We start from the raw sequence: 21,098 nt of genomic DNA, 5'->3' as shown, positions 1-21,098 counted from the left end.
CGGCGCGGGCGGCGGCCCGCCACTTTCTTCTTCAATCCTTCTTCACCCCCGCCTATGCATGCTGCGCCGGGCGCGGAAGGGGTTTAGGGGATGCTGGAAAAGCTGACCGAACGGTCGTGGTTCGCCAATCTCGGGATGCAGGCCAAGGCTGGGCTGATCGTCGGCCTCCTCATCTCCATGTTCCTGCTGCTGCTCGGCGCCAACTGGGTGATGGGGCAGATGGTGAAGGCGCAGGAGCGCCGGGTGGAGCAGGTCCGCCAGGTCAGCGTGCTGGCCGCCGACGCGATCCGCGCCTTCAATCGCCGGCAGCTCGAGACGACGCGCACCGCGCTCGCCGAGCCTCGCAACCTCAAGGCCCGACTTGCGGCATCGACCGCGCTCACCACCGAAATGCTCGCGGCCCTGCGCGCGGCGGTGTCGGGCGAGCCCACGCTGCTGCCGTTCGCCGAGCGGGCCTCGCGCATCTCCGGGCGCTGGAGCGACGCGGTGGCGGCGCCCCTTCTGACGGCGGCCGAGAGCGCGGATCTCGATACCATCGAGGCGGCGCTGCGCGTCTTCCTCGCCGCCGAAGCGAGCGAGGAGGGCTATCGCGGCATCGTCGGCGCCATCGACGAATTGAGCGCCGCCGCCTCCGCCGAGGTCGTCAGCGCCCAGGTGGACCTCGACCGCGCGGACGCCATCGTCAGCGCCATCGATGTCATCGCGCTGGTGGCGACCCTTTTCGTGGCGGTGGCGGGCGTGTTCCTCGGTGCCGTCTTCATGGCCATCCCGCTGCGGCGCCTCGCCGAGCTGATGACGCGCCTCGCCGAGCAGGACCACACCATCGAGGTGCCCTACGCCGAGCGCAAGGACGAGGTGGGCACGCTGGCCCGCGCCCTCAGGGTGTTCAAGGCCACCTCCATCGCCGCCTATGACACCGATTGGGTGAAGACCAGCCTCAACGCCATCGGCACCCGCCTGCAGGCGCAGGAGGACACCCGCGCCTTTGCCGATGCGCTGCTCACCGAGCTGGCGCCGCTGCTGGGCGCCGGGGTGGGCGTGTTCTACGCCCACGATGAGACAGCGGGGCCGGAAGGGGAGGCGCTGGAGCTGGTCGGCAGCTACGCCTTCAGCGAGCGGCGCCATCTCGCCACCCGCGTGCGCCTCGGGGAGGGGCTCGTCGGCCAGTGCGCGCTGGAGCGGCAGACCATCGTCCTCTCGCCCGTGCCGGCCGACCACATGCGCATCCGCACCGGCACCGGAGAGGCGGCGGCCCATACGGTCGTCGCCGTGCCGCTGGTGCTGAAGAAACGCCTGCTCGGCGTCGTCGAGCTGGCGCTCCTCGCCCCCATGGACGAGCGGGCCCGCCGCCTGCTCCACGAGGTGATGCCCCTCGCGGCCCTGTCGCTGGACAATCTGGCCCGCGCCGCCCGCACCCGCGAGCTGCTGGAGCAGAGCCAGAAGCAGGCGCAGGAACTGCGCGTCGCCGAGGAGGAACTGCGCACCCAGCAGGAGGAATTGCGCGCCACCAACGAGCAGCTGCACGAGCGCACCCTGCGCCTCGCCGCCTCGGAGGAGGAACTGCGGGTGCAGGCGGAAGAGCTGCAGGCCTCCAACGATGTGCTGCGCCGCTCCTCGCAGGAGATGACGGAGCAGAAGGAACTGCTCGAGGCGCTGAACCAGCAGATGGAGGCGCGGGCCGAGGAACTGCTGCGGGCCAACGAGTACAAGTCGCAATTCCTCGCCAACATGTCCCACGAGCTGCGCACGCCGCTCAACAGCCTGCTGATCCTCTCCCAGGACCTCGCCGAGAACCGCACCGGCAATCTCGACGCCGACCAGGTGGAGGCGGCGAGCATCATCCATTCCTCCGGCTCGAACCTCCTGCGCCTCATCAACGACATCCTCGATCTCTCGAAGGTCGAGGCCGGCAAGATGGAAGTGGTGCGCGAGCCGGTGAAGGTGGCGAGCGTCGCCCAGCGCCTCGAACGCAACTTCCGGCGCCTCGCCCAGGAGCGCAAGCTGCGCCTTTCGGTCAGCGTCACCGAGGCGCCGGACCTCGTGTTCACCGACCCCGGCAAGCTCGACCAGATCCTCACCAACCTCGTCGGCAATGCACTGAAATTCACCATGCAGGGCCGGGTCTCCGTCACCTTCTCGCAGGACGAGGCGGGCAAGCGGCTGAGGGTGGCGGTGGCCGACAGCGGCATCGGCATTCCGGAGGAAAAGCTCGGCACCATCTTCGAGGCGTTCGAGCAGGTGGATGCGTCTACCCGCCGCCAGTTCGGCGGCACCGGCCTCGGCCTCGCCATCACCCAGCGCCTCGCCGGCCTGCTCGGCGGCAGCGTGAGCGTGGAGAGCTCCCTCGGCCAGGGCTCCACCTTCACGCTGGAAATCCCGGTCGGCGAGCCTTTGCCGGATGAGGCCGACGGGGAAAGCGGGACCGCCCCTTCACTCGCCCCTTCACTCCCCCCTTCACTTGCCCCCTCCCTCGCCCCGTCCGCAGGCCTCTCGCCGGCGCAGGTCACGTTCGACACCACCCGGCAGGAGCGCGAGGCCGCCGGCCTCTCCGGCCTGCCGCCGGTGCCCGCCGTGAGCGTGGAGGACGACCGCGACCGGCTCACGCCCGGTTCCACCGTGATCCTCGTGGTGGAGGACGATCCGGTGTTCGCCCGCACCCTGGTGGGGCTGGTGCGGCGCAAGGGCTATCTGGCGCTCGCCGCCGGCGACGGCGAGAGCGGCCTCGCCCTCGCCCGCACCTACAGGCCCACCGGCATCCTTTTGGACGTGATGCTGCCCGGCCTCGACGGCTGGACAGTGATCGAGCGGCTGAAGGCCGACGCCGCCACGCGCCACATCCCGGTGCATTTCGTCTCGGCGCTGGACGAGAGCCGGCGCGGCCGCGACCTCGGCGCCGTGGGCTTCCTCACCAAGCCGGTGAGCGCGGAGCAGCTCTCCGAGGCGCTCGGCCTCCTCACCCATTATTCGGCCGACCGTCCCCGCCGCGTGCTGGTGGTGGACGACGACGCCGCCGCCCGCCACGCGGTGCGCACCCTGCTCGCCCGCGAGAAGGCGCAGATCGTGGAGGCGGCGAGCGCCGAGGCGGCGCTGGAGGTGGTGGCTGCCGGCGATCTCGACTGCATCGTGCTCGACCTCGGCCTGCCCGGCATGTCCGGCTTCGAGCTGATCGAGCGCCTCGCCGAGGGGGACAGGCATGTGCCGGTGGTGGTCTATTCGGGCCGCGACCTCACCACCGAGGAGCGCATGAAGCTGCGCGCCTTCACCGATGCCATCGTGGTGAAGGGCGCGCTCTCGCCCGAGCGTCTGCTCGACGAGGTCTCGCTGTTCCTCCACTCGGTGCAGCGCGAGCCGGAGCAGCTCGCGGCCAATCCGGACGGCGATCTCGAAGGGCGCAAGCTGCTGCTGGTCGACGATGACATGCGCAACATCTACGCTCTCGCCAAGGTGCTGCGCGCGCGCGGCGTCAACGTGGTGCTGGCGCAGGATGGCGCCAAGGCGCTGGGGCAGCTCGACGAGCAGCCGGATATCGAGATCGTGCTCATGGACGTGATGATGCCGGTGATGGACGGCTACGAGGCGATGACGCAGATCCGCGCCCAGCCGCGGTTCGCCAAGCTGCCGGTCATCGCCCTCACCGCCAAGGCCATGAAGGACGACCGGGAGAAGTGCCTCGCCGCCGGCGCCAGCGATTATCTGGCGAAGCCGGTGGACGTGCCGAAGCTGCTGTCCATGATCCGCACCTGGCTCGCCGCCCGATGACCGCGGACACCGACGCGCAGGACGATTCGCCGCCGCCGGCCTCCACAGCGGCGGCGCGGGATGCGCTGGCGCTGGAGACCATCGAGGTGGATCTCTTCGTCGAGGGCCTGTTCCGCCGCTACGGCTACGACTTCCGGGACTATGGCCGGGCTTCGCTCACGCGGCGGGTGCGCAACCTCGCCACCGCCTTCGGCGCCGCCACCATCTCCGATCTCACCGCCGGGATGCTGCACGCGCCGGAGCGACTGCCCGACATCATCGCCGGCCTCTCGGTGCCGGTGTCTGAATTCTTCCGCGACCCGCACGTGTTCCTGACGCTGAAGGAGCGGGTGTTTCCGCTGCTCGCATCCTATCCGGAGATCAACATCTGGCAGGCGGGCTGCGCCCATGGCGAGGAGGTCTATTCCCTCGCCATCCTGCTCACCGAGGCCGGGCTCTACGAGCGCACGCGCATCTTCGCCACCGACATCTCGAAAGCGGCGCTTACCCGCGCCGCCGAGGGCATCTTCCCGCTGCAGGAGGCGGGCGAGGCGGCGCGCCGCTATCGCGCGGCCGGCGGGGCGGCAAGCTTCTCGGACTATTTCCACGCCCGCTACGAGCTGATGAAGCTGGACCAGAAGCTGACGGCCAACGTCACCTTCGCCGAGCACAACCTCGTCACCGACGGGGTGTTCTGCGAGGCCCATCTCATCCTGTGCCGGAACGTGCTGATCTATTTCACCACGCCGCTGCAGGACAAGGTGCTGGGCCGCTTCGCCGAAAGCCTCGTGCGCGGCGGCTTCCTGTGCATCGGCACCCGCGAGAATCTGGAATTCTCGCAGGCCCGCAACCGCTTCCAGCTGATCGACGGCGCCGCCCAGCTCTACCGGTTGCTGCCGGGAACGGCGGCTGGGTAGGTCTGCGGAGCGAGGAGAGTGCCCGCCTATACCACCGTCATCCCCCGGCCCGTCCGGGGGATCCACGGTTACGCTCGTCGGGCTTTCTGGCGGTTGTCACCCTTTACCCGACGCCCCTCTGGCCCATGAGTGGATCGCCCGCACGAGGCGGGCGATGACGGGCGGTGGGGCATGCATGTAGCTGTCGGCGTTCGGGACGTGCTCAGGGCCGCGCAGGCCACGGCCCCTCACGTTCACGAGGCCTTCAGCCCTTCACATAGACCCGCGTGCCGAGCGGGACGCGCTCGTACAGGTCGATGATGTCCTGGTTGAGCAGGCGGATGCAGCCAGAGGACACCTGCTGGCCGATGCTCCACGGCTCGATGGTGCCGTGGATGCGGAACAGGGTGTCGCGGTCGCCGTCATAGAGATAGAGCGCGCGCGGGCCGAGGGGGTTGGTCTCGCCGCCGGGCAGGCCGGCCTGGTAGGGCCCATAGCGCGCGGGCTGGAGGCGGACCATGTTCGCGGTGGGCGTCCAGTGGGGCCACTTTTCCTTGCGCTTGATGGTGGCCCAGCCCTTGAACGAATAGCCCTGCTTGCCCACGCCCACGCCGTAGCGGATCGCCGTGCCGTTGCGGCCGATGAGGTAGAGATAGCGCTCGCTGATATCCACCACGATGGTACCGGGTCCATAGCCGGCGGGGGCGGGAACCTCCTGCCGCAGGAACCGCGGGTCCACCTCGGAAAGGTCCACGGCATCCACGGGGAAGGGCTCGCCGTCCACCGGGCCATACATCATGCTGGCGCGGCTGAGCGGGGCCGGCGGCGCGTTGGTGACGCACGCGGCGAGCGCCAGCGGCGCGCCAAGCACGAACAGGCGGCGGCCGAGGACGGGTGCGTCCTCCCCCTTCACCATTTCGGCCGCGGCGCGGGAAGCCTTGACCAGGACCTTCGGGAACAACCGGGGCAGAAACGAAGGCATGCTTGGACCACTCAGACGATGCGAGACCCTACGCCGCACACAACGCACGACGCCGCGCTTCAGTTTCCTGTCGGCGCACGGATGCATTGAAGCCGGATAAGGTGGCGTTAAGGTTAACGCCCGGAAGTTGGAGCCCAACCCGGGCGGGACGACCCAGCCTTTGCTGATCTAGCATCTTCGCTGCGTCGCGGGGTTGCGCCGGGGCCACACCCGCCCCGCCATGTGCATCGCACAATCGTGAACGGCCGGCAGCGCGTTTCGATTTTCCTTCCCGACTCCAGCCTGGGGCAAGCCTCGGCGCCTAGCCCTTTGGGGCGTGACGCGCCGCTTCGGGCAGCGCTGCGGCAGGCGGCGGCCTCTCGCCGTGGAGAACAGGACGGACAGCATGACGGCAAGCGCGCTGCGGGCGAGGCCCGAGCCCACGCCCTCCGGACGCGGCACGGTCGCGAAGGAATTCGGCACCCTCGCCACCGGCATGGCGGCGCAGATTATCGCGGCTCTGCCATATGGCGTGCTGCTGTGCGAGGGGCGCGGCCTTGCCGTGGTTCAGGCCAATGCGGCCGCCACCGAGATTCTCAATGCCGTCGCCGCCGGCCTCGCTGCGTCCCCGGCGGGGCTTCAGGGGATGTCGCTCGGCGCGCTTCATCCGGCGCTGGCGGATCTCGGCCGGCGCCTCGCCGAGCCCGGCTTCCTGCCCCATGAGACGCACCTTGCGGTGTCCGGCGAGACGCTGGCGCTGACGCTCACCGCCTTGCGCGACCGGCACGGCGTCCTTGCCCATGTCATGGTCACGCTGCGCTCCGACACGGCGCGCGCCGGCATCGAAGCCCGCGCCCAGCGGCTCCAGCAGATGATGGAGAACATGCCGGTGAACATCATGACCTGCGATCGCGAGACGCTGGTCGTCGATTATGTGAACCGCACCAGCATCGAGACCCTGCGGCGCATCGAATCCCATCTCCGCGTAAAGGCGGACCAGATGCTGGGCACGTCCATCGACGTGTTCCACAAGCACCCCGAGCACCAGCGTCGCCTTCTCGCCGATCCCGCGAACCTGCCGCACAATGCCCGCATCCGCGTCGGGCCGGAGACTTTGGACCTGCGCGTCTCGGCCATCTTCAAGGCGGACGGCAGCTATGACGGCCCCATGCTCACCTGGGACGTGATCACGACCGCCGTTGCCACTGCCGAGGGCGTGACCGAGGTTGGGGAAGACATGTCCCGCACCTCCGAGGCCAGCCAGTCGGCCTCCGCCGAGCTGCTCCAGCTCACCGAGCGCACCGAGGAGATGGCCACCGCGGTCTCGTCGGCCGCGCAGGAAATGTCCGCCTCGTTCAACGGCATCTCGCACCAGATCGAGCGGGCTAGCACCATGTCGCAGGAGGCGACCCAGCGCGCCGCCCGCACCAACGAGCTGGTGGAAAGCCTCGCCACCAGCGTCGGCCGTATCGGCAACGTCACTACCCTGATCGAGAAGATCGCGGCGCAGACCAACCTACTCGCCCTCAACGCCACCATCGAGGCGGCGCGCGTGGGCGAGGCCGGCAAGGGCTTCGCGGTGGTGGCGCAGGAGGTGAAGGCGCTGGCGCTCCAGACCGCCAAGGCGACGCAGGACATCCGCCACCAGGTGGAGCAGGTGCAGCAGGACGGCAGCGTCGCCACCGAGGCGGTGTCCGACATCACCCAGAGCATCGCCAACCTCGGCGACCTGTTCGTGGAGCTGTCGGCGGCCATGGCGCAGCAATCGTCCACCTCGCGCTCCGTCTCCGACAGCATCGACGGCGTGTCCCATGCCGCCTCCGACATCCGCCGCGCGGCGGTGGGCGTGCGCGCCATCGCCGATCAGGTGGCGGGCTATGCCGATCGCCTGCGGCGCGAGGTTTCGGCCCTGCTGCGCCGCTGATCCCGCACGGTTTCTCGCAAACGGATGCACGGCCCTTCGCCAGCCGTGCGCCGCCTCGCCCCGCCCCCCGCCCGGGCGAGGGGTGACGGCCCGCCCGCTTCCCCCGGGCGGGCCGCACGCCGTTTGCGGTGTCGTTCAGGTCAGCCGGGCTCGAGACCCAGCTCCCGGCAGGTGCCCTCGCTCTCGCGCGCCAATTGGTCGAAATGGGCGGCGCGGTTGTTGCCCGCGCGCCAGAAGAATCCCATGTCCCGCGTCGCCGGCCAGCCCTCCACCTTGAGCAAGGCGATATGGTCCTGCACGCGGAATTCCGAGCGCGCGTAAAGCTCGGGGAAGAGCGACAGGCCCATGCCCATGATGACCATCTGGCGCAGGGCATCGAGGCTCGTGCCCTCGTAATCCTCCCGCACCTGGGCGCCGGAGGCCGCCGCCAGCGCCCGCGCGCTCTCGAACAGCTGATGGCCGCGCCCGAGGGTCAGCAGCCGCTCGCCCCTCAGCTGGCCGATCTCCACGCTCTCGCCCTCGCCGAGGCGGTGGTCGCGGGCGGCGCCCAGATAGATGGCTTCCCGGCACAGGCGGCGGAAAGTGAGCACCGAGCCGGACAAGGGCTGCGGGCCGAGGCCGCAATCGAGATTGCCGGCGGTGACCTCCCGCTCGATCACCGAGGGGCGTTCCTCGCGGATGTAGATCTGGAGGCCGGGATAGCGCCGGTGCAGCACCGGCAGGAGGTGGGGCAGGAAGTAGGGCCCGAAGGTGGGCGCGACGCCGAGCCGGATCAGCCCGCCGAGATTGTCCGCGCCGGTGGCGGCGGTGGCGACGATATCGTCCAGCGCCTGCAGCACGGCCCGGGCGGAGGCGATCACTCGCTCGCCGACGGCGGTAGGGATGACCCGGCCGCGCGTGCGATCGAACAGCGGCGTGCCGAGCTGCTCCTCCAGCAAAGCCACCTGCACCGAGAGCGTCGGCTGCGAGACATGGCAGCGCTTGGCGGCCGTGCCGAAATGCCCGGTCTCGGCGAGGGCGACCACATATTCGAGCTGGCGATGGCGTGGCCGGAAGGGCATGGCGATTTCATAGTCCAGAGCTATTACCAATATAGCGACTATGGATTGGAGCTATCAAGCGCCCGGCCCCATCCTCTTCCCATCGAAAGGAGGTTGTCGTGGACCAGTTCATGAAATCCCTGAAGACGCGCCATAGCCTGATCGAGGAGGAGATCTCCTCCGAGCAGACACGGCCGAACCCCGACCGCAATCGCGTGCTGGCACTGAAGAAGATGAAGCTCCGCCTGCGCGACCAGATCGAATATCTGCGCCGGGAGGGGGCCGACATGGCCCGCGTCGTGGTCGTCCACCGCAAGAGGTGGGCGGAAGTCACCCTCAAGCCGGCGAGATAGTCCGGCACAGCGCCCGCGCGCAGAACTCCCGCGCGCCCCCCGGCGCCCGGACCCTTTCCCTCAACACGCGAGGTCCGGGCCCCTCTGACGGGCGCGGATGCGGACCGGCCTGCCCCAGCTGCCCCGGGGCAGGCCGGATCCGTGCCCGCAAGCCCGCCATGTCGGTCCTCCTATCCGGTTTCCTGCCCCGTTTCTGCCCGGCGCCGCTCTTCGCGGCGGCCGCCGCTGGCGCAGGCCCTGAAAGGACCGTCCCATGGATCAAGTCATCGCGCTTCTGTTTCTGGATGTCGCCGGCAAGCCGCTCTGGCTCTGGCTTGGCTTCCTCGCCATCGTCTTCGCTTTGCTCGCCTTCGACCTCGGCGTGCTGCATCGCGACTCGCGGGAGATCGGCATCGCCGAAAGCCTCAGGCTCTCCGTCTTCTATATCGCCGTGGCGGCCGTGTTCGGCGGCTGGATCTGGGCCTCGATGGGGCCGCAGGCCGGCATGCAATACTTCACCGGCTACGCCATCGAGAAGGCGCTCTCCATCGACAACGTCTTCGTCATCTCGCTGATCTTCAGCTACTTCTCGATTCCGCGCGCCTATCAATACCGGGCGCTGGTGTGGGGCATCATCGCCGTGCTGGTGCTGCGCGGGCTGATGATCGGCGTCGGCGCGGCGCTGGTGCAGGCCTATGACTGGGTGCTGCTGCTGTTCGGCGCGTTCCTGCTCGTCACCGGCATCAAGATGCTGTTCGCCAGCGAAGGCGAGACGGACATCTCGCAGAACGCCGCGCTGCGCTTCCTCACCAAGCGGATGCGGGTGACGCACGAACTCCACGGCGAGCGCTTCTTCGTGCGCCAGCCCCACCCGGTCACCGGCAAGGCCGTGCTGTGGGCGACGCCGCTGTTCCTCGCCCTGGTGGTGATCAATATCGCGGACTTCGTGTTCGCGGTGGATTCGGTGCCGGCGATCTTCGCCATCACCACGGACACCTACATCGTGTTCACCGCCAACATCATGGCCATCCTCGGCCTGCGCGCCCTCTACTTCGCGCTGGCCGCCATGGTTCACCGCTTCTCGCACCTGAAGTATGCGCTGGCCGGCGTGCTCGTCTTCATCGGCGGCAAGATCTTCTGGAGCTACTTCTTCGGCAAGGTGGACCCGGCCATCTCGCTGGGCGTGACGGTGGCCATGATCGCGGCCGGCATCCTCTTCTCGCTCTGGCGCACCGGCGGCGGGACGGATGTGAAGCACGCGGCCTGATCCGTCTGAAACGAAAGAAGCCCCGTCCGGCCGGACGGGGCTTCTGCTTTTTCGGGGGGCAGGCTCAGAAAGCGAGGGCCGTCAGAAAGCGAGGGCTTTGGCCGCCTTCACCTGCGGCAGGGCCTGCACCTTGGCGAGCAGCTCGGCCGGAACAGCGCCGTCCACCGCCACCAGGGCGATGGCATCGCCGCCCGCATGATCGCGGCCGAGGGCGAAGGTGGCGATGTTGATGCCGGCATCGCCGAGCAGGCCCGCGAAGCGGCCGATGAAGCCGGGCTTGTCCTCGTTGGTCACATAGACCATGGCGGGGGCGAACTCGGCATCCACCTTGATGCCCTTGATGTTGACGATACGGGGATGCCCGTCCGCGAACACCGTGCCGGAGACCGAGCGCTCGAACTGCTCCGTCACCACCGTCACGGTGATGAGGCTCTCGTAATCGCCGGTGGCGGCGCGGGTCGTCTCCTCGATCACCACGCCGCGCTCCTTGGCCACCGAGGGGGCGGAGACCACGTTGATGTCGGCCAGCGCCGGGCGCAGCAGGCCGGCCACCGCCGCCGAGGTCAGCGCCTTCACCTTCAGGTCGGCCACCGCACCCTCATAGATGATGCGCACGGTCTTGATGTCGGTGTCGGTGAGTTGGCCGGCGAAGGAGCCGAGCTTTTCCGCAAGCTCGATGAAGGGCTTCAGCTTCGGCGCCTCTTCCGCGGTGATGGAGGGGAAGTTCACCGCATTGGAGATGGCGCCGGTGAGGAGATAGTCGCTCATCTGCTCGGCCACCTGCAGCGCGACATTCTCCTGCGCCTCGGTGGTGGCGGCGCCGAGGTGGGGCGTGCACACCACGTTGGGATGGCCGAACAGCGGGTTGGTCTCGGCCGGCTCGATGGTGAACACGTCGAAGGCGGCGCCGGCCACGTGCTTGGAATCGAGCGCGGCGCGCAGCGCCGCCTCGTCCACCAGTCCGCCGCGGGCGCAATTGATGATGCGCACGCCCTTCTTGGTTTTGGCGAGGTTCTCGGCCGAGAGGATGTTCTTGGTCTTCTCGGTGAGGGGCGTGTGCAGGGTGATGAAATCGGCGCGAGCGAGGAGGTCGTCCAGCTCCACCTTCTCCACGCCCAGGTCCAGCGCCCGCTCCGGCGAGAGGAAGGGATCGAAGGCGATGACCTTCATCTTCAGCCCCACGCCGCGCTCGGCGACGATGGAGCCGATATTGCCGCAGCCGATGATGCCGAGGGTCTTGGCGGTGAGTTCCACCCCCATGAAGCGGTTCTTCTCCCACTTGCCGGCCTGGGTGGAGGCGTCCGCCGCCGGGATCTCGCGGGCGAGGGCGAACATCATCGCAATCGCATGCTCGGCGGTGGTGATGGAATTGCCGAACGGCGTGTTCATCACGATCACGCCCTTGGCGGTCGCGGCCGGCAGGTCCACGTTGTCCACGCCGATGCCGGCACGGCCGATGACCTTGAGGCGGCTGGCCTTCTCCAGGATCTTCGGCGTCACCTTGGTGGCCGAGCGGATGGCAAGGCCGTCATAATTGCCGATGATCTCGGCCAACTTGTCCTTGTCCTTGCCGAGGTCGGGCTGGAAATCCACCTCCACGCCGCGGTCCTTGAAGATCTGGATGGCGGCGGGGGAGAGCTTGTCGGAGATGAGAACGCGGGGTGCCATGGGATGGGCTCCGTTTCGCGAAGGGGATGAGCCGGGCATGCGCGGTCGTTCGCGCGTCTCCGGCGTGGACCTCGCCCGCTTGCGGGGGAGGTGAAATGGGGCGGCGCTCTCCCCTCTCCCCTCGAACTCGGCTGTTGCCGAGTTCGACTTTCACGAACCTAACTCGGCAACAGCCGAGTTCGGGCGGGAGAGGGGCCGGGGGTGAGGGGGCTCGCGGCGTCAAGAGCTGTGCTTTCGGCGAGGTCTTACCCCTCACCCTAGCCCTCTCCCGCAAGGGGAGAGGGGACGCAGTGCGCCAAGCCGAACCGCTTGCCCAGCCTTACCCAGCTTAAATCACGCCGCCGAAATCACGCTGCCTTGGGCAGCGCGGACTTCGCCTCGGTGAAGGCCCAGTCGAGCCAGTGGGTCAGGGCTTCCACGTCGGCGCGCTCGACGGTCGCGCCGCACCAGATGCGCAGGCCGGGAGGGGCGTCGCGATACGCGCCGATGTCGTAGGCGATGCCGCCCTTCTCCAGCCCCGAGGCGATGGCCTTGGCGAAGGCGGCCTGCGCGTCGGCGGGCAGCGCGGTCACGTCCGCATCCACCACCTTCAGGCACACAGAGGTGTTGGAGCGCGTCACCGGGTCGGTCGCGAGGAAGTCCACCCACGCCGTGCGGTGCACCCACTGGGCGATGGCCTCGAAGTTGCGGTTGGACCGCTCCTGGAGCGCGGACAGGCCGCCGATGTTCTTCGACCACTTGAGCGCATCGAGATAGTCCTCGACGCACAGCATGGACGGGGTGTTGATGGTCTCGCCCTCGAAGATGCCTTCGATGAGCTTGCCGCCCTTGGTCATGCGGAAGATCTTGGGCAGGGGCCAGGCCGGCTTGTAGCTCTCCAGCCGCTCCACCGCGCGGGGGGAGAGGATGAGCATGCCGTGGGCCGCCTCGCCGCCGAGCACCTTCTGCCAGGAGAAGGTGACCACATCGAGCTTGGCGAAATCGAGCTTCTGCGCGAACGCCGCCGAGGTGGCGTCGCAGATGGTCAGGCCCTCGCGGTCGGCCGGGATCCAGTCCGCGTCCGGCACCATGACGCCGGAGGTGGTGCCGTTCCAGGTGAAGACCACGTCGTGGGTGAAATCGACGCTCTTGAGGTCCGGCAACTCGCCATAGGGGGCGGTCAGCGTGCGGGCATCGGTGAGCTTGAGCTGCTTGATGACATCCGTCACCCAGCCCTCGCCGAAGCTTTCCCAAGCCAGCATGTCCACCGGCCGGGCGCCGAGCATGGACCACAGCACCATTTCCACGGCGCCGGTATCGGAGGCGGGGACGATGCCGATGCGGTAGTCGGCCGGGACTTCCAGCACCTCACGGGTGAGGTCGATGGCTTCCTTCAGCTTCACCTTGCCGACCTTGGCGCGGTGCGAGCGGCCGAGGGGGGCGTCGGAAAGCCCTTCCAGCGTCCAGCCGGGACGCTTGGCGCAGGGGCCGGAGGAAAAATTGGGGTTCTCCGGGCGCGTGGCCGGAGCAGGATTCATCGTCATGTGGTCCATCCTTACAGATGGGCGCCTCCCGTTGGGGGGAGGTGTCCCACGGATGGGGTTACGCCTCGTGGGGGTGGGGCGTCAAGGGCGATGAGGGGGCTGCTGCCGAAGGCTTGATCTTGGCGCTTAAACAGAAGGCAGGCTTGCTTCGGATTGCCGCGCCTTCATCCGCACCCCGACGAACGCCGCGATGAACACGCCCGTCATCAGCAGCACGATGGTCGGGGCGGGCGCCGAGTCGAGGAAGAAGGAGAGATAGACGCCGGCCAGCGAGCAGGAGACGGCCACCAGAACCGCCGTCACCAGCATCCAGCCGAAGCGCTTCGTTACGAGAAACGCGATGGCCCCCGGCGCGATCAGCAGCGCCACGGCGAGGATGATGCCCACGGCTTTCAGGGCCGCGACGATGGTCAGCGAGAGCATCACCAGCAGGCCGTAATGCAACAGGCCGGTGTGAAGCCCCACCGCCTTCGCCTGCGCGGGGTCGAAGGCGTTCAGCAGCAAATCGCGCCATTTGGCGAGCAGCACCAAAGTCACGAGGCCGGCGATGAGCGCGCTCTCGGCGATGTCGCCCCAGCTTATGCCGAGGATGTCGCCGAAGAGGATGTGGTCGAGGTGCACGTCGGTCTGGATCTTGGTGTAGAGCACCAGCCCCAGCCCGAACATGCCGGAGAAGACCACGCCCATCACCGTGTCTTCCTTCACCCGGCTGTTGGCCTTGAGATAGCCGGTGCCGAGCGCGCAGATCATGCCCGCCACGAAGGCGCCGAAGGCGAGCGGGAGCCCGGCCATATAGGCCAGCACCACGCCCGGCAGCACCGCGTGGGAGACGGCATCCCCCATCAGCGACCAGCCCTTCAGCACCAGGAAGCAGGAGAGCAGCGCCATGGGCACCGCCACCAGCGCGGCAATCACGAGGGCGGTCTGCATGAAATCGAACTGGAAGGGGGCGAAAAGGCTCATGCCGCGCCCTCCTTCAGCGCCTCGGCCGCCTGCCGCCGCGCCGCCAGCACGCCGTGCTTCGGGGCGAAGACGAAGGCGAGGAGGAAGATCAGCGTCTGCAGCACCACGATGATGCCGCCCGTCGCGCCGTCGAGGAAATAGGAGGCGTAGGCACCCACGAAGCAGGTCGTCGCGCCGATGGCGACGGACAATGCGATGAGGCGGGGAAAGCGGTCGGTGAGGAGATAGGCGGTCGCGCCCGGCGTCACCACCATGGCGATGACGAGGAAGGCCCCCACGGTCTGGAGTGCCGCCACCGTCGAGGCGGCGAGCAAGGTGAAGAACATCACCTTCAGCGCGGTGGGTTTCAGGCCGATGGAGCGGGCGTGGCTCTCGTCGAAGAAGGTCACCATCAGGTCCTTCCAGAACACGAGCAGCAAGGCGAGCGAGACGAAGCCGATGATGGCGAGTTGCAGCGTGTCGGCGGGCGAGATGGCGAGGATGTTGCCGAGCACGATGGTCTGCACGTTCACCGAGGTCGGCGACAGCGAGACCATGAACAGGCCGAGCCCGAAGAAGGAGGTGAAGATGAGGCCGATGACCGCATCCTCCTTCAGCTTGGTCCGCTCCTGCAAAAACAGCATCGCCCCCGCCGCCAGCGCCCCGGCGAAGAAGGCGCCCACCGAGAAGGGCAGCCCCAGCATGTAGGCCCCCGCCACGCCCGGCACGATGGAATGAGACAGCGCATCGCCGATCAGCGACCAGCCCTTGAGCATGAGAAACGCCGAGAGGAAGGCGCACACGGCGCCGACGAGCGCCGACACCCACATGGCATTGACCATGTAGGAATAGGTGAAGGGTTCGAGGAGGAGGGTCATGGCGTTGCCCTCCGGCGCCGGCCCGTATCCCGGCCGACCGCAGCGGAGCGCGAGCGCAGCGGAGGGAGAGCCGGGATCCAGCGCAAGGACATGTCGAAGGCGCCCTGCTCCGGAGGCCGCTGGATTGGGGCTGCTGCGCAGGAGTCTTGCGCTGGGCCCCGGCTCGGCGCTCCAGCTGCGCTGTCGCTTGTCCGGGGCGCGAAGGCGGTTCCGGGTGCGCCCATCACCCGATCCCCTCGCTCGATCCCGCCGTGCCGCTCTGGGCGGGGCGGTCCTTGTAGAGCACGAGGGGACGCTCGTCGTCGGTGAGCACGCCGAGCGTGCCGGGGGTGGCGGAATGGCTCTCGTCCAGCACGAAGTGGCGCAGCACGCCGCCGAAGGCCTTTTCGAGGTTCGCTTGCGTGAACACCTCGGAGGTGAGGCCGTAGGCGAGCACGGTACCCTTCACCAGCACGGTGCGGTCGCAGAATTCCGGCACCGAGCCGAGATTGTGGGTGGAGACCAGCATCACCCGCCCCTCGTCGCGCAGGGCACGCAGCAGGCCGATGATGGCGTCCTCGGTCTTCACGTCCACGCCGGTGAAGGGCTCGTCCAGCAGGATCACGCGGGCGTCCTGCGCAAGCGCGCGGGCGAGGAACACGCGCTTTCGCTGCCCGCCGGAGAGTTCGCCGATCTGCCGCGTGCGGAAGTCCAGCATGTTGACGCGCGAGAGCGCCGCCTCCACCGCCGCGCGGTCGGCGGCGCCGGGCATGCGCAGGAAGTTCATGTGGCCGTAGCGGCCCATCATCACCACGTCCTCGACGAGGACGGGGAAGGTCCAGTCCACCTCCTCGGCCTGCGGCACATAGGCGACCACGTTGCGCTTCAGCGCCTCGGGCACGCTCATGCCGAGAATGCGCACCTCGCCGCGCGCCGCCTTGAGGAAGCCCATGATGGTCTTGAACAGGGTGGACTTGCCCGAACCGTTCACCCCCACCAGCGCCGTGATGGTGCCGGTGGGAATGGCGAAGCTCGCGTCACGCAGCGCCGTGTGGCCGTTGCGATAGGTGACGGTGACATGCTCGACGACGATGCCGGCGCCGGCCTCGGCGAGGCTCTGGCGGGAGAGGGGCGCGTTCATTGTGCCGCCTTTCCCGTCAGGCCGGCGGCGATGGTGCTGCTGGTCACCCTCAGCAGGTCGAGATAGGTGGGCACCGGCCCGGACGCATCGGAGAGGGAATCCACATAGAGCACGCCGCCGTAGCGCGCGCCGGTCTCCCGTGCCACCTGCTTGGCGGGCTCGGCCGAGATGGTGCTTTCCGAGAAGATGACGGGGATCTTGTCCTTCCGCATCAGGTCCACCACGCGGCGCACCTGCTGGGGGGTACCTTGCTGGTCGGCATTGATGGGCCAGAGGTAGAGCGCCTTCAGCCCGAAATCGCGGGCGAGGTAGGAGAAGGCGCCCTCGCTGGTGACGAGCCAGCGCTGCTCGGCCGGCACCTTTTCCAGCTCGGCGCGGATGGGGTCGATGGCGGCGGTGATCTTCGCCTTGTAGGCGGCGGCATTGGCCGTGTAGGTCGCGGCGTTGGCCGGATCATACTTCACCAGCGCGTCGCGGATGTTGTCCACGTAGATCAGCGCGGCGGAGGGTGACATCCAGGCGTGCGGGTTGGGCTTGCCGCTATAGGGGCCATCCGTGATGCCCATGGGCTCGACGCCCTTGGAGACCACCACGCTCGGCACGTTCTTCAGGCGCGAGAAGAATTTCTCGAACCACAGTTCCAGGTTCAGCCCGTTCCACAGGATCAGGTTCGCGCCCTGCGCCTTGATGAGGTCGCCGGGGGTCGGCTGGTAATTATGGATCTCGGCGCCGGGCTTGGTGATGCTCTCCACCTGCGCGGCGTCCCCCGCCACGTTCTTCGCCATGTCGGCGATGACGGTGAAGGTGGTGACCACCTTGAACGGCGGAGCCGCGCGGGCCGGCTGGGGGGCGAGAAAAGCCGCCGCGGCGGCGAGGGCGAGCGCCGGAAAATGCCGGCGGGACAAAACGAAAGCGTCGGGCACGGGAATGCTCCGGTCCGGCGGTCGTGACGGGTGCGGCCGCCTCTGTTGCGATCAATTCGCAAAAACTACCGCACCCTTCCTGCAATTGCAAATTATTCGCAATAAGGTCGAGCTACAGCGTCTCTTTTTGCGCCGCCGCAGCAGGCTCCGCAAGGCCGCGCTGGTTGGGGCCGGGCTCCACGGAAGCGGCGGCTGCCACGCCCGATGCCGAGTCGGCCACCTGCGCGGCATCCGGGGCAAGCGGCGGTCCCGCCTGATTTCCGCCCGGCACCGCCTGTTCGGCGGCCGCGGCTGCGGCGATATCGTTCTGGGAGGTCTCCAGCACATGCGCCAGCATGCCGCGCGCCACCTCCCGCTCGCCCATGATGATGAAATCGGCCCCGCTCTGCCTCAGGTGCTCAACTTCCGCATCCGAATGGGCGCGCGCCACGATCTCGATGCCGGGATTGAGCTGGCGCGCCCTCTTCAGCACGTTGCTGGCCTCGAACCCGTCCGGGATGGCGAGGATGATGCGCCGCGCGCCGACGAGATTGGCCGCCGCAATGGCGGGGGCCGAGGCGGCGTTGGCGTTCACCGCCTCCAGGCCGAGGCGCTTCAGCTCCTCCAGCCGGTCGCCCTGGTCCTCGATGACGAGGAAGGGCGTGCCCGCCGCCTTCAGCCCGTCGGCGACGAGGCGGCCCACCCGGCCGTAGCCCACGAGCACGGTGTGGTTGGCGAGCGCCGTCACCGGCAGTTCAGGAATGGGCTGCGGGGCAGGGACGGGCGCGGCGGCTTTCTCCGGCCGCAGCGGCGCATGGCGGGCGCGGTAGCGGTCCAGCACCAGGAAGAAGAAGGGGTTGGCGAGGATGGAGATGATCGCCGCCGCGAGGATCAGGTCGCGCCCCTCGGACGGCAGCAATTGCAGGTCCACGCCCAGCGCCACGAGGATGAAGGAGAATTCGCCGATCTGCGCCAGCGAGGCGGAGATGGTGAAGGCGGTGGAATTGCCGTAGCCGAACGCCCGCACGATGAGAAAGGCGGCGATCGACTTGCCGAACAGCACGATCAGCACCGTCACCAGCAGCGGAACCGGGCTCTTCACCACGATGGAGGGGTCCACCAGCATGCCCACCGAGACGAAGAACAGCACGGCGAAGGCGTCGCGCAGGGGCAGCGTCTCCTCGGCGGCGCGGTGGGAGAGGGGGCTTTCGCTCAACACCATGCCGGCGAAGAAGGCGCCGAGCGCGAACGACACGCCGAACAGCTTGGCCGAGCCGAACGCGACGCCCAGCGCGATGGCCAGCACCGCAAGCCGGAACAGCTCGCGCGAGCCGATGTGCGCCACCCAGTGCATCACCCACGGGATGACGCGGCGGCCCACCACCAGCATCAGCACCACGAAACCCGCCACCTTCACCAGCGTAACGGCGAGCGTGGTCCACACATCCCCGCCGAGGCCCAGCCAGTCGATGGTGCCGGTGGTCACCGTGCGTCCGCCGAGCGCGCCGGAGAGGGCCGGCAGCAGCACCAGCGCCAGGACCATGGCGAGGTCCTCGACGATGAGCCAGCCCACCGCGATGCGTCCCTGCTCGCTCTCCACCATGCGCCGTTCCTGCAGGGCGCGCAGCAGCACCACGGTGGAGGCGACCGACAAAGCGATGCCGAAGACGATGCCCGCCCCGAGGCCCCAGCCCATCGCCCAGGCGAGGCCCATGCCCATGAGGGTCGCCACCGCGATCTGCACCACCGCGCCGGGAATGGCGATGGCTCTCACCGACAGAAGGTCGGACAAGGAAAAATGCAGGCCGACGCCGAACATCAGGAGGATGACGCCGATCTCCGCCAGCTCCAGCGCCAGATGCTCGTCGGCCACGAAGCCGGGGGTGAACGGCCCCACCAGCACGCCGGCGAGGAGATAGCCCACCAGCGGCGACAGCTTGAGGCGCTGCGCGATGGCGCCCAGCACGAAGGCGAGGACGAAAGCCCCCACGAGGGTCGCAATAAGCGGCGTGTCGTGGGGCAAGCGTGTCCTCCATGCGGCAATGGGCGCCACTCCGCGCCCCAGGGCACAGCATGACGGCAGGTCTGGGATGAGGATCGGTCGGCGGTTGCCGTGACCCGTTTACATCATGCGCGCAGAACACGGCGCTGTCATGGCGCAGGTGACGAAACGGAAGCTTTTTGCACCGTGCGCAGCCGTTCCCGGCCCGCGACCTTGCCGTCACCGGCCCCGTCCTTTAAGACGCCCCGACCCTTGCATTTACCGAGCGGGACACGGGTCCCGAAGCATTGAAGCTCGAAGCATCATGGCCAAAGAATTCAAGCCGAAGGCGCGGCTCCCGCGCGGCCTTGTCGACCGCACCGGCGCGGAGCTGTCCGCCACCCGCGCCATGCTGGAGAAGATCCGCGCCGTCTATGCGCTCTACGGCTTCGAGGCGCTGGAGACCCCGGCCATCGAATATACGGACGCGCTCGGCAAGTTCCTGCCCGACCTCGACCGGCCCAACGAGGGCGTCTTTTCCTTCCAGGACGATGACGAGCAGTGGCTCTCCCTGCGCTACGACCTCACCGCGCCGCTGGCGCGCTATGTGGCCGAGCATTTCGAACAGCTGCCCAAGCCCTATCGCTCCTACCGGGCGGGCTATGTCTTCCGCAACGAGAAGCCCGGCCCCGGCCGCTTCCGCCAGTTCATGCAGTTCGACGCCGACACGGTGGGCGCTCCTTCGGTGGCCGCCGACGCCGAGATCTGCATGATGGCCGCCGACACGCTGGAGGCGGTGGGCATTCCGCGCGGCTCCTATGTGGTGAAGGTGAACAACCGCAAGGTGCTCGACGGCGTGATGGAGGCCATCGGCCTCGGCGGCGACGAGAATGCCGGCCGCCGCCTCACCGTGCTGCGCGCCATCGACAAGTTCGACAAGTTCGGCGCCGAGGGCGTCGCCCTCCTGCTCGGTCCCGGCCGCAAGGACGAGAGCGGCGACTTCACCAAGGGCGCCGGCCTCGATGAGCGGCAGGCGGCCGTGGTGCTCGCCATGCTCACCGGCAAGGGCGTGCGCGCCACCGATGTGGGCGTCGAGGTGGAACTGGACGATGTCGGGCTCGCCACCGCGCTCGCCGGCAACGCCGCCTTCCAGGACGGCATGGCGGAGCTGAACGACATCCGCACCCTGCTCGCGGCCGGCGGCTATCAGGACCGGGTGAAGATCGACCCTTCCGTGGTGCGCGGCCTCGAATATTACACCGGCCCCGTCTACGAGGCGGAGCTGACCTTCGAGATCACCGACGAAACCGGCCGCCCCGTGCGCTTCGGCTCGGTGGCCGGCGGGGGGCGCTATGACGGCCTCGTCGCCCGCTTCCGCGGCGAGAAGGTGCCGGCGACCGGCTTCTCCATCGGCGTCTCCCGCCTGCTCGCGGCCCTCGCCTTCCTCGGCAAGATGGACGCGGACGCCGAGGTCGGCCCCGTCGTGGTGCTGGCCATGGACAAGGAGCCGGCCCGCATCGCCGATTACATGAAGATGGTGGCCGAGCTGCGCGCCAACGGCATCCGCGCCGAGATGTATCTCGGCGGCGCCGGCATGAAGGCGCAGATGAAATATGCCGACCGGCGCGGCGCCCCGGCCGTCATCATCCAGGGCTCCAACGAGAAGGACGCCGGTGAGGTCCAGATCAAGGATCTGGTGGAAGGCGCGAAGATCGCCGCCGGCATCGCCGACAATGCGGAATATCGCGCCGCCCGTCCTGCCCAGTTCGCGGTGAAGGAAAGCGAGATGGTCGCCGCCATCCGCGACGTGCTGGAGCGCCGCGCGGCGCCCTCGCTGGGGCTGGACGACTGAGGGCTCAAGCAGGCTGAAAGAAAAAGGCCCGCCTCCGGCTGGAGACGGGCCATCCTTCTTGAGGATCTTGCTTT

15 protein-coding genes are annotated in these 21,098 nt (G+C 68.5%); 6 read left to right on the top strand and 9 right to left on the bottom strand.

Annotated features, from left to right (window positions below; genetic code table 11):
* Positions 1-90: 90 nt before the first annotated feature.
* Positions 91-3,759: a response regulator gene (locus J2126_RS09465; RefSeq protein ID WP_209486088.1), complete on the top strand. Its 3,669-nt coding sequence runs from the start codon at positions 91-93 to the stop codon at positions 3,757-3,759.
* Complete coding sequence (locus J2126_RS09460; RefSeq protein ID WP_209486086.1) at positions 3,756-4,655, top strand: CheR family methyltransferase; 900 nt, start codon at positions 3,756-3,758, stop codon at positions 4,653-4,655. Before J2126_RS09465 ends, J2126_RS09460 begins: the two co-directional genes overlap by 4 nt.
* A gap of 244 nt (positions 4,656-4,899) precedes the next feature.
* Here the strand turns inward: J2126_RS09460 and J2126_RS09455 are convergent, their stop codons facing one another.
* Positions 4,900-5,616 carry a L,D-transpeptidase gene (locus J2126_RS09455; protein ID WP_348634273.1) on the bottom strand — a complete coding sequence of 239 codons (717 nt, stop codon included), beginning with the start codon at positions 5,614-5,616 and terminating at the stop codon, positions 4,900-4,902.
* Between the two features lie 385 nt (positions 5,617-6,001).
* On the opposite strand from J2126_RS09455, the gene J2126_RS09450 reads away from it, so the two are divergent.
* Positions 6,002-7,519 (top strand): methyl-accepting chemotaxis protein, encoded by a 1,518-nt coding sequence (locus tag J2126_RS09450; RefSeq protein WP_209486081.1) that lies wholly within the window; start codon positions 6,002-6,004, stop codon positions 7,517-7,519.
* A 140-nt stretch (positions 7,520-7,659) separates the two neighbouring features.
* On the opposite strand, the gene J2126_RS09445 is transcribed toward J2126_RS09450, so the two are convergent.
* Complete coding sequence (locus tag J2126_RS09445) at positions 7,660-8,580, bottom strand: hydrogen peroxide-inducible genes activator (RefSeq protein ID WP_209486079.1); 921 nt, start codon at positions 8,578-8,580, stop codon at positions 7,660-7,662.
* A gap of 98 nt (positions 8,581-8,678) precedes the next feature.
* Between J2126_RS09445 and J2126_RS09440 the strand changes: the two genes are divergently transcribed.
* Positions 8,679-8,912, top strand: a complete 234-nt coding sequence (locus tag J2126_RS09440; RefSeq protein WP_209486077.1) for a YdcH family protein — start codon at positions 8,679-8,681, stop codon at positions 8,910-8,912.
* A gap of 253 nt (positions 8,913-9,165) precedes the next feature.
* Entirely contained in the window at positions 9,166-10,158 is a 993-nt protein-coding gene (locus J2126_RS09435; protein WP_209486074.1) for a TerC family protein, read from the top strand.
* 81 nt (positions 10,159-10,239) lie between these two features.
* Here the strand turns inward: J2126_RS09435 and serA are convergent, their stop codons facing one another.
* From serA to ybaL, 7 genes are all read right to left on the bottom strand, one after another.
* The gene (serA, locus tag J2126_RS09430) at positions 10,240-11,826 is read right to left on the bottom strand and encodes a phosphoglycerate dehydrogenase (protein WP_209486071.1); all 1,587 of its coding nucleotides are present in this window, start codon (positions 11,824-11,826) and stop codon (positions 10,240-10,242) included.
* A 347-nt stretch (positions 11,827-12,173) separates the two neighbouring features.
* Positions 12,174-13,349 (bottom strand): phosphoserine transaminase, encoded by a 1,176-nt coding sequence (locus J2126_RS09425; RefSeq protein WP_209486069.1) that lies wholly within the window; start codon positions 13,347-13,349, stop codon positions 12,174-12,176.
* A gap of 126 nt (positions 13,350-13,475) precedes the next feature.
* Complete coding sequence (locus J2126_RS09420; protein WP_209486067.1) at positions 13,476-14,312, bottom strand: metal ABC transporter permease; 837 nt, start codon at positions 14,310-14,312, stop codon at positions 13,476-13,478.
* Positions 14,309-15,169 carry a metal ABC transporter permease gene (locus J2126_RS09415; RefSeq protein WP_209486065.1) on the bottom strand — a complete coding sequence of 287 codons (861 nt, stop codon included), beginning with the start codon at positions 15,167-15,169 and terminating at the stop codon, positions 14,309-14,311. The genes J2126_RS09420 and J2126_RS09415 overlap by 4 nt, the downstream gene beginning before the upstream one ends.
* A 223-nt stretch (positions 15,170-15,392) precedes the next feature.
* Entirely contained in the window at positions 15,393-16,289 is an 897-nt protein-coding gene (locus J2126_RS09410) for a manganese/iron ABC transporter ATP-binding protein (protein ID WP_209486059.1), read from the bottom strand.
* On the bottom strand, positions 16,286-17,194 hold the full coding sequence (locus tag J2126_RS09405; RefSeq protein ID WP_209490007.1) for a metal ABC transporter substrate-binding protein: 909 nt from the start codon (positions 17,192-17,194) through the stop codon (positions 16,286-16,288). Before J2126_RS09405 ends, J2126_RS09410 begins: the two co-directional genes overlap by 4 nt.
* A 130-nt stretch (positions 17,195-17,324) precedes the next feature.
* A complete protein-coding gene (gene ybaL, locus J2126_RS09400) occupies positions 17,325-19,214 on the bottom strand; it encodes a YbaL family putative K(+) efflux transporter (RefSeq protein ID WP_209486057.1) in 1,890 nt (629 codons plus the stop codon).
* Between the two features lie 283 nt (positions 19,215-19,497).
* On the opposite strand from ybaL, the gene hisS reads away from it, so the two are divergent.
* Positions 19,498-21,024 (top strand): histidine--tRNA ligase, encoded by a 1,527-nt coding sequence (hisS, locus tag J2126_RS09395; RefSeq protein ID WP_209486055.1) that lies wholly within the window; start codon positions 19,498-19,500, stop codon positions 21,022-21,024.
* Positions 21,025-21,098: the final 74 nt, after the last annotated feature.

It is taken from the genome of Xanthobacter flavus (assembly GCF_017875275.1).
GTDB classification, from domain to species: Bacteria; Pseudomonadota; Alphaproteobacteria; order Rhizobiales; family Xanthobacteraceae; genus Xanthobacter; species Xanthobacter flavus_A.
This window is presented reverse-complemented; position numbering and strand designations above follow the sequence as displayed.

What these genes read in the sequence shown, in the direction of transcription:
- J2126_RS09465 (WP_209486088.1), top strand. Translation starts at nt 91, where the DNA reads ATGCTGGAAAAGCTGACCGAACGGTCGTGGTTCGCCAATCTCGGGATG.
- J2126_RS09460 (WP_209486086.1), top strand. Translation starts at nt 3,756, where the DNA reads ATGACCGCGGACACCGACGCGCAGGACGATTCGCCGCCGCCGGCCTCC.
- J2126_RS09455 (WP_348634273.1), bottom strand. Translation starts at nt 5,616, where the DNA reads ATGCCTTCGTTTCTGCCCCGGTTGTTCCCGAAGGTCCTGGTCAAGGCT.
- J2126_RS09450 (WP_209486081.1), top strand. Translation starts at nt 6,002, where the DNA reads ATGACGGCAAGCGCGCTGCGGGCGAGGCCCGAGCCCACGCCCTCCGGA.
- J2126_RS09445 (WP_209486079.1), bottom strand. Translation starts at nt 8,580, where the DNA reads ATGCCCTTCCGGCCACGCCATCGCCAGCTCGAATATGTGGTCGCCCTC.
- J2126_RS09435 (WP_209486074.1), top strand. Translation starts at nt 9,166, where the DNA reads ATGGATCAAGTCATCGCGCTTCTGTTTCTGGATGTCGCCGGCAAGCCG.
- serA (WP_209486071.1), bottom strand. Translation starts at nt 11,826, where the DNA reads ATGGCACCCCGCGTTCTCATCTCCGACAAGCTCTCCCCCGCCGCCATC.
- J2126_RS09425 (WP_209486069.1), bottom strand. Translation starts at nt 13,349, where the DNA reads ATGACGATGAATCCTGCTCCGGCCACGCGCCCGGAGAACCCCAATTTT.
- J2126_RS09420 (WP_209486067.1), bottom strand. Translation starts at nt 14,312, where the DNA reads ATGAGCCTTTTCGCCCCCTTCCAGTTCGATTTCATGCAGACCGCCCTC.
- J2126_RS09415 (WP_209486065.1), bottom strand. Translation starts at nt 15,169, where the DNA reads ATGACCCTCCTCCTCGAACCCTTCACCTATTCCTACATGGTCAATGCC.
- J2126_RS09410 (WP_209486059.1), bottom strand. Translation starts at nt 16,289, where the DNA reads ATGAACGCGCCCCTCTCCCGCCAGAGCCTCGCCGAGGCCGGCGCCGGC.
- hisS (WP_209486055.1), top strand. Translation starts at nt 19,498, where the DNA reads ATGGCCAAAGAATTCAAGCCGAAGGCGCGGCTCCCGCGCGGCCTTGTC.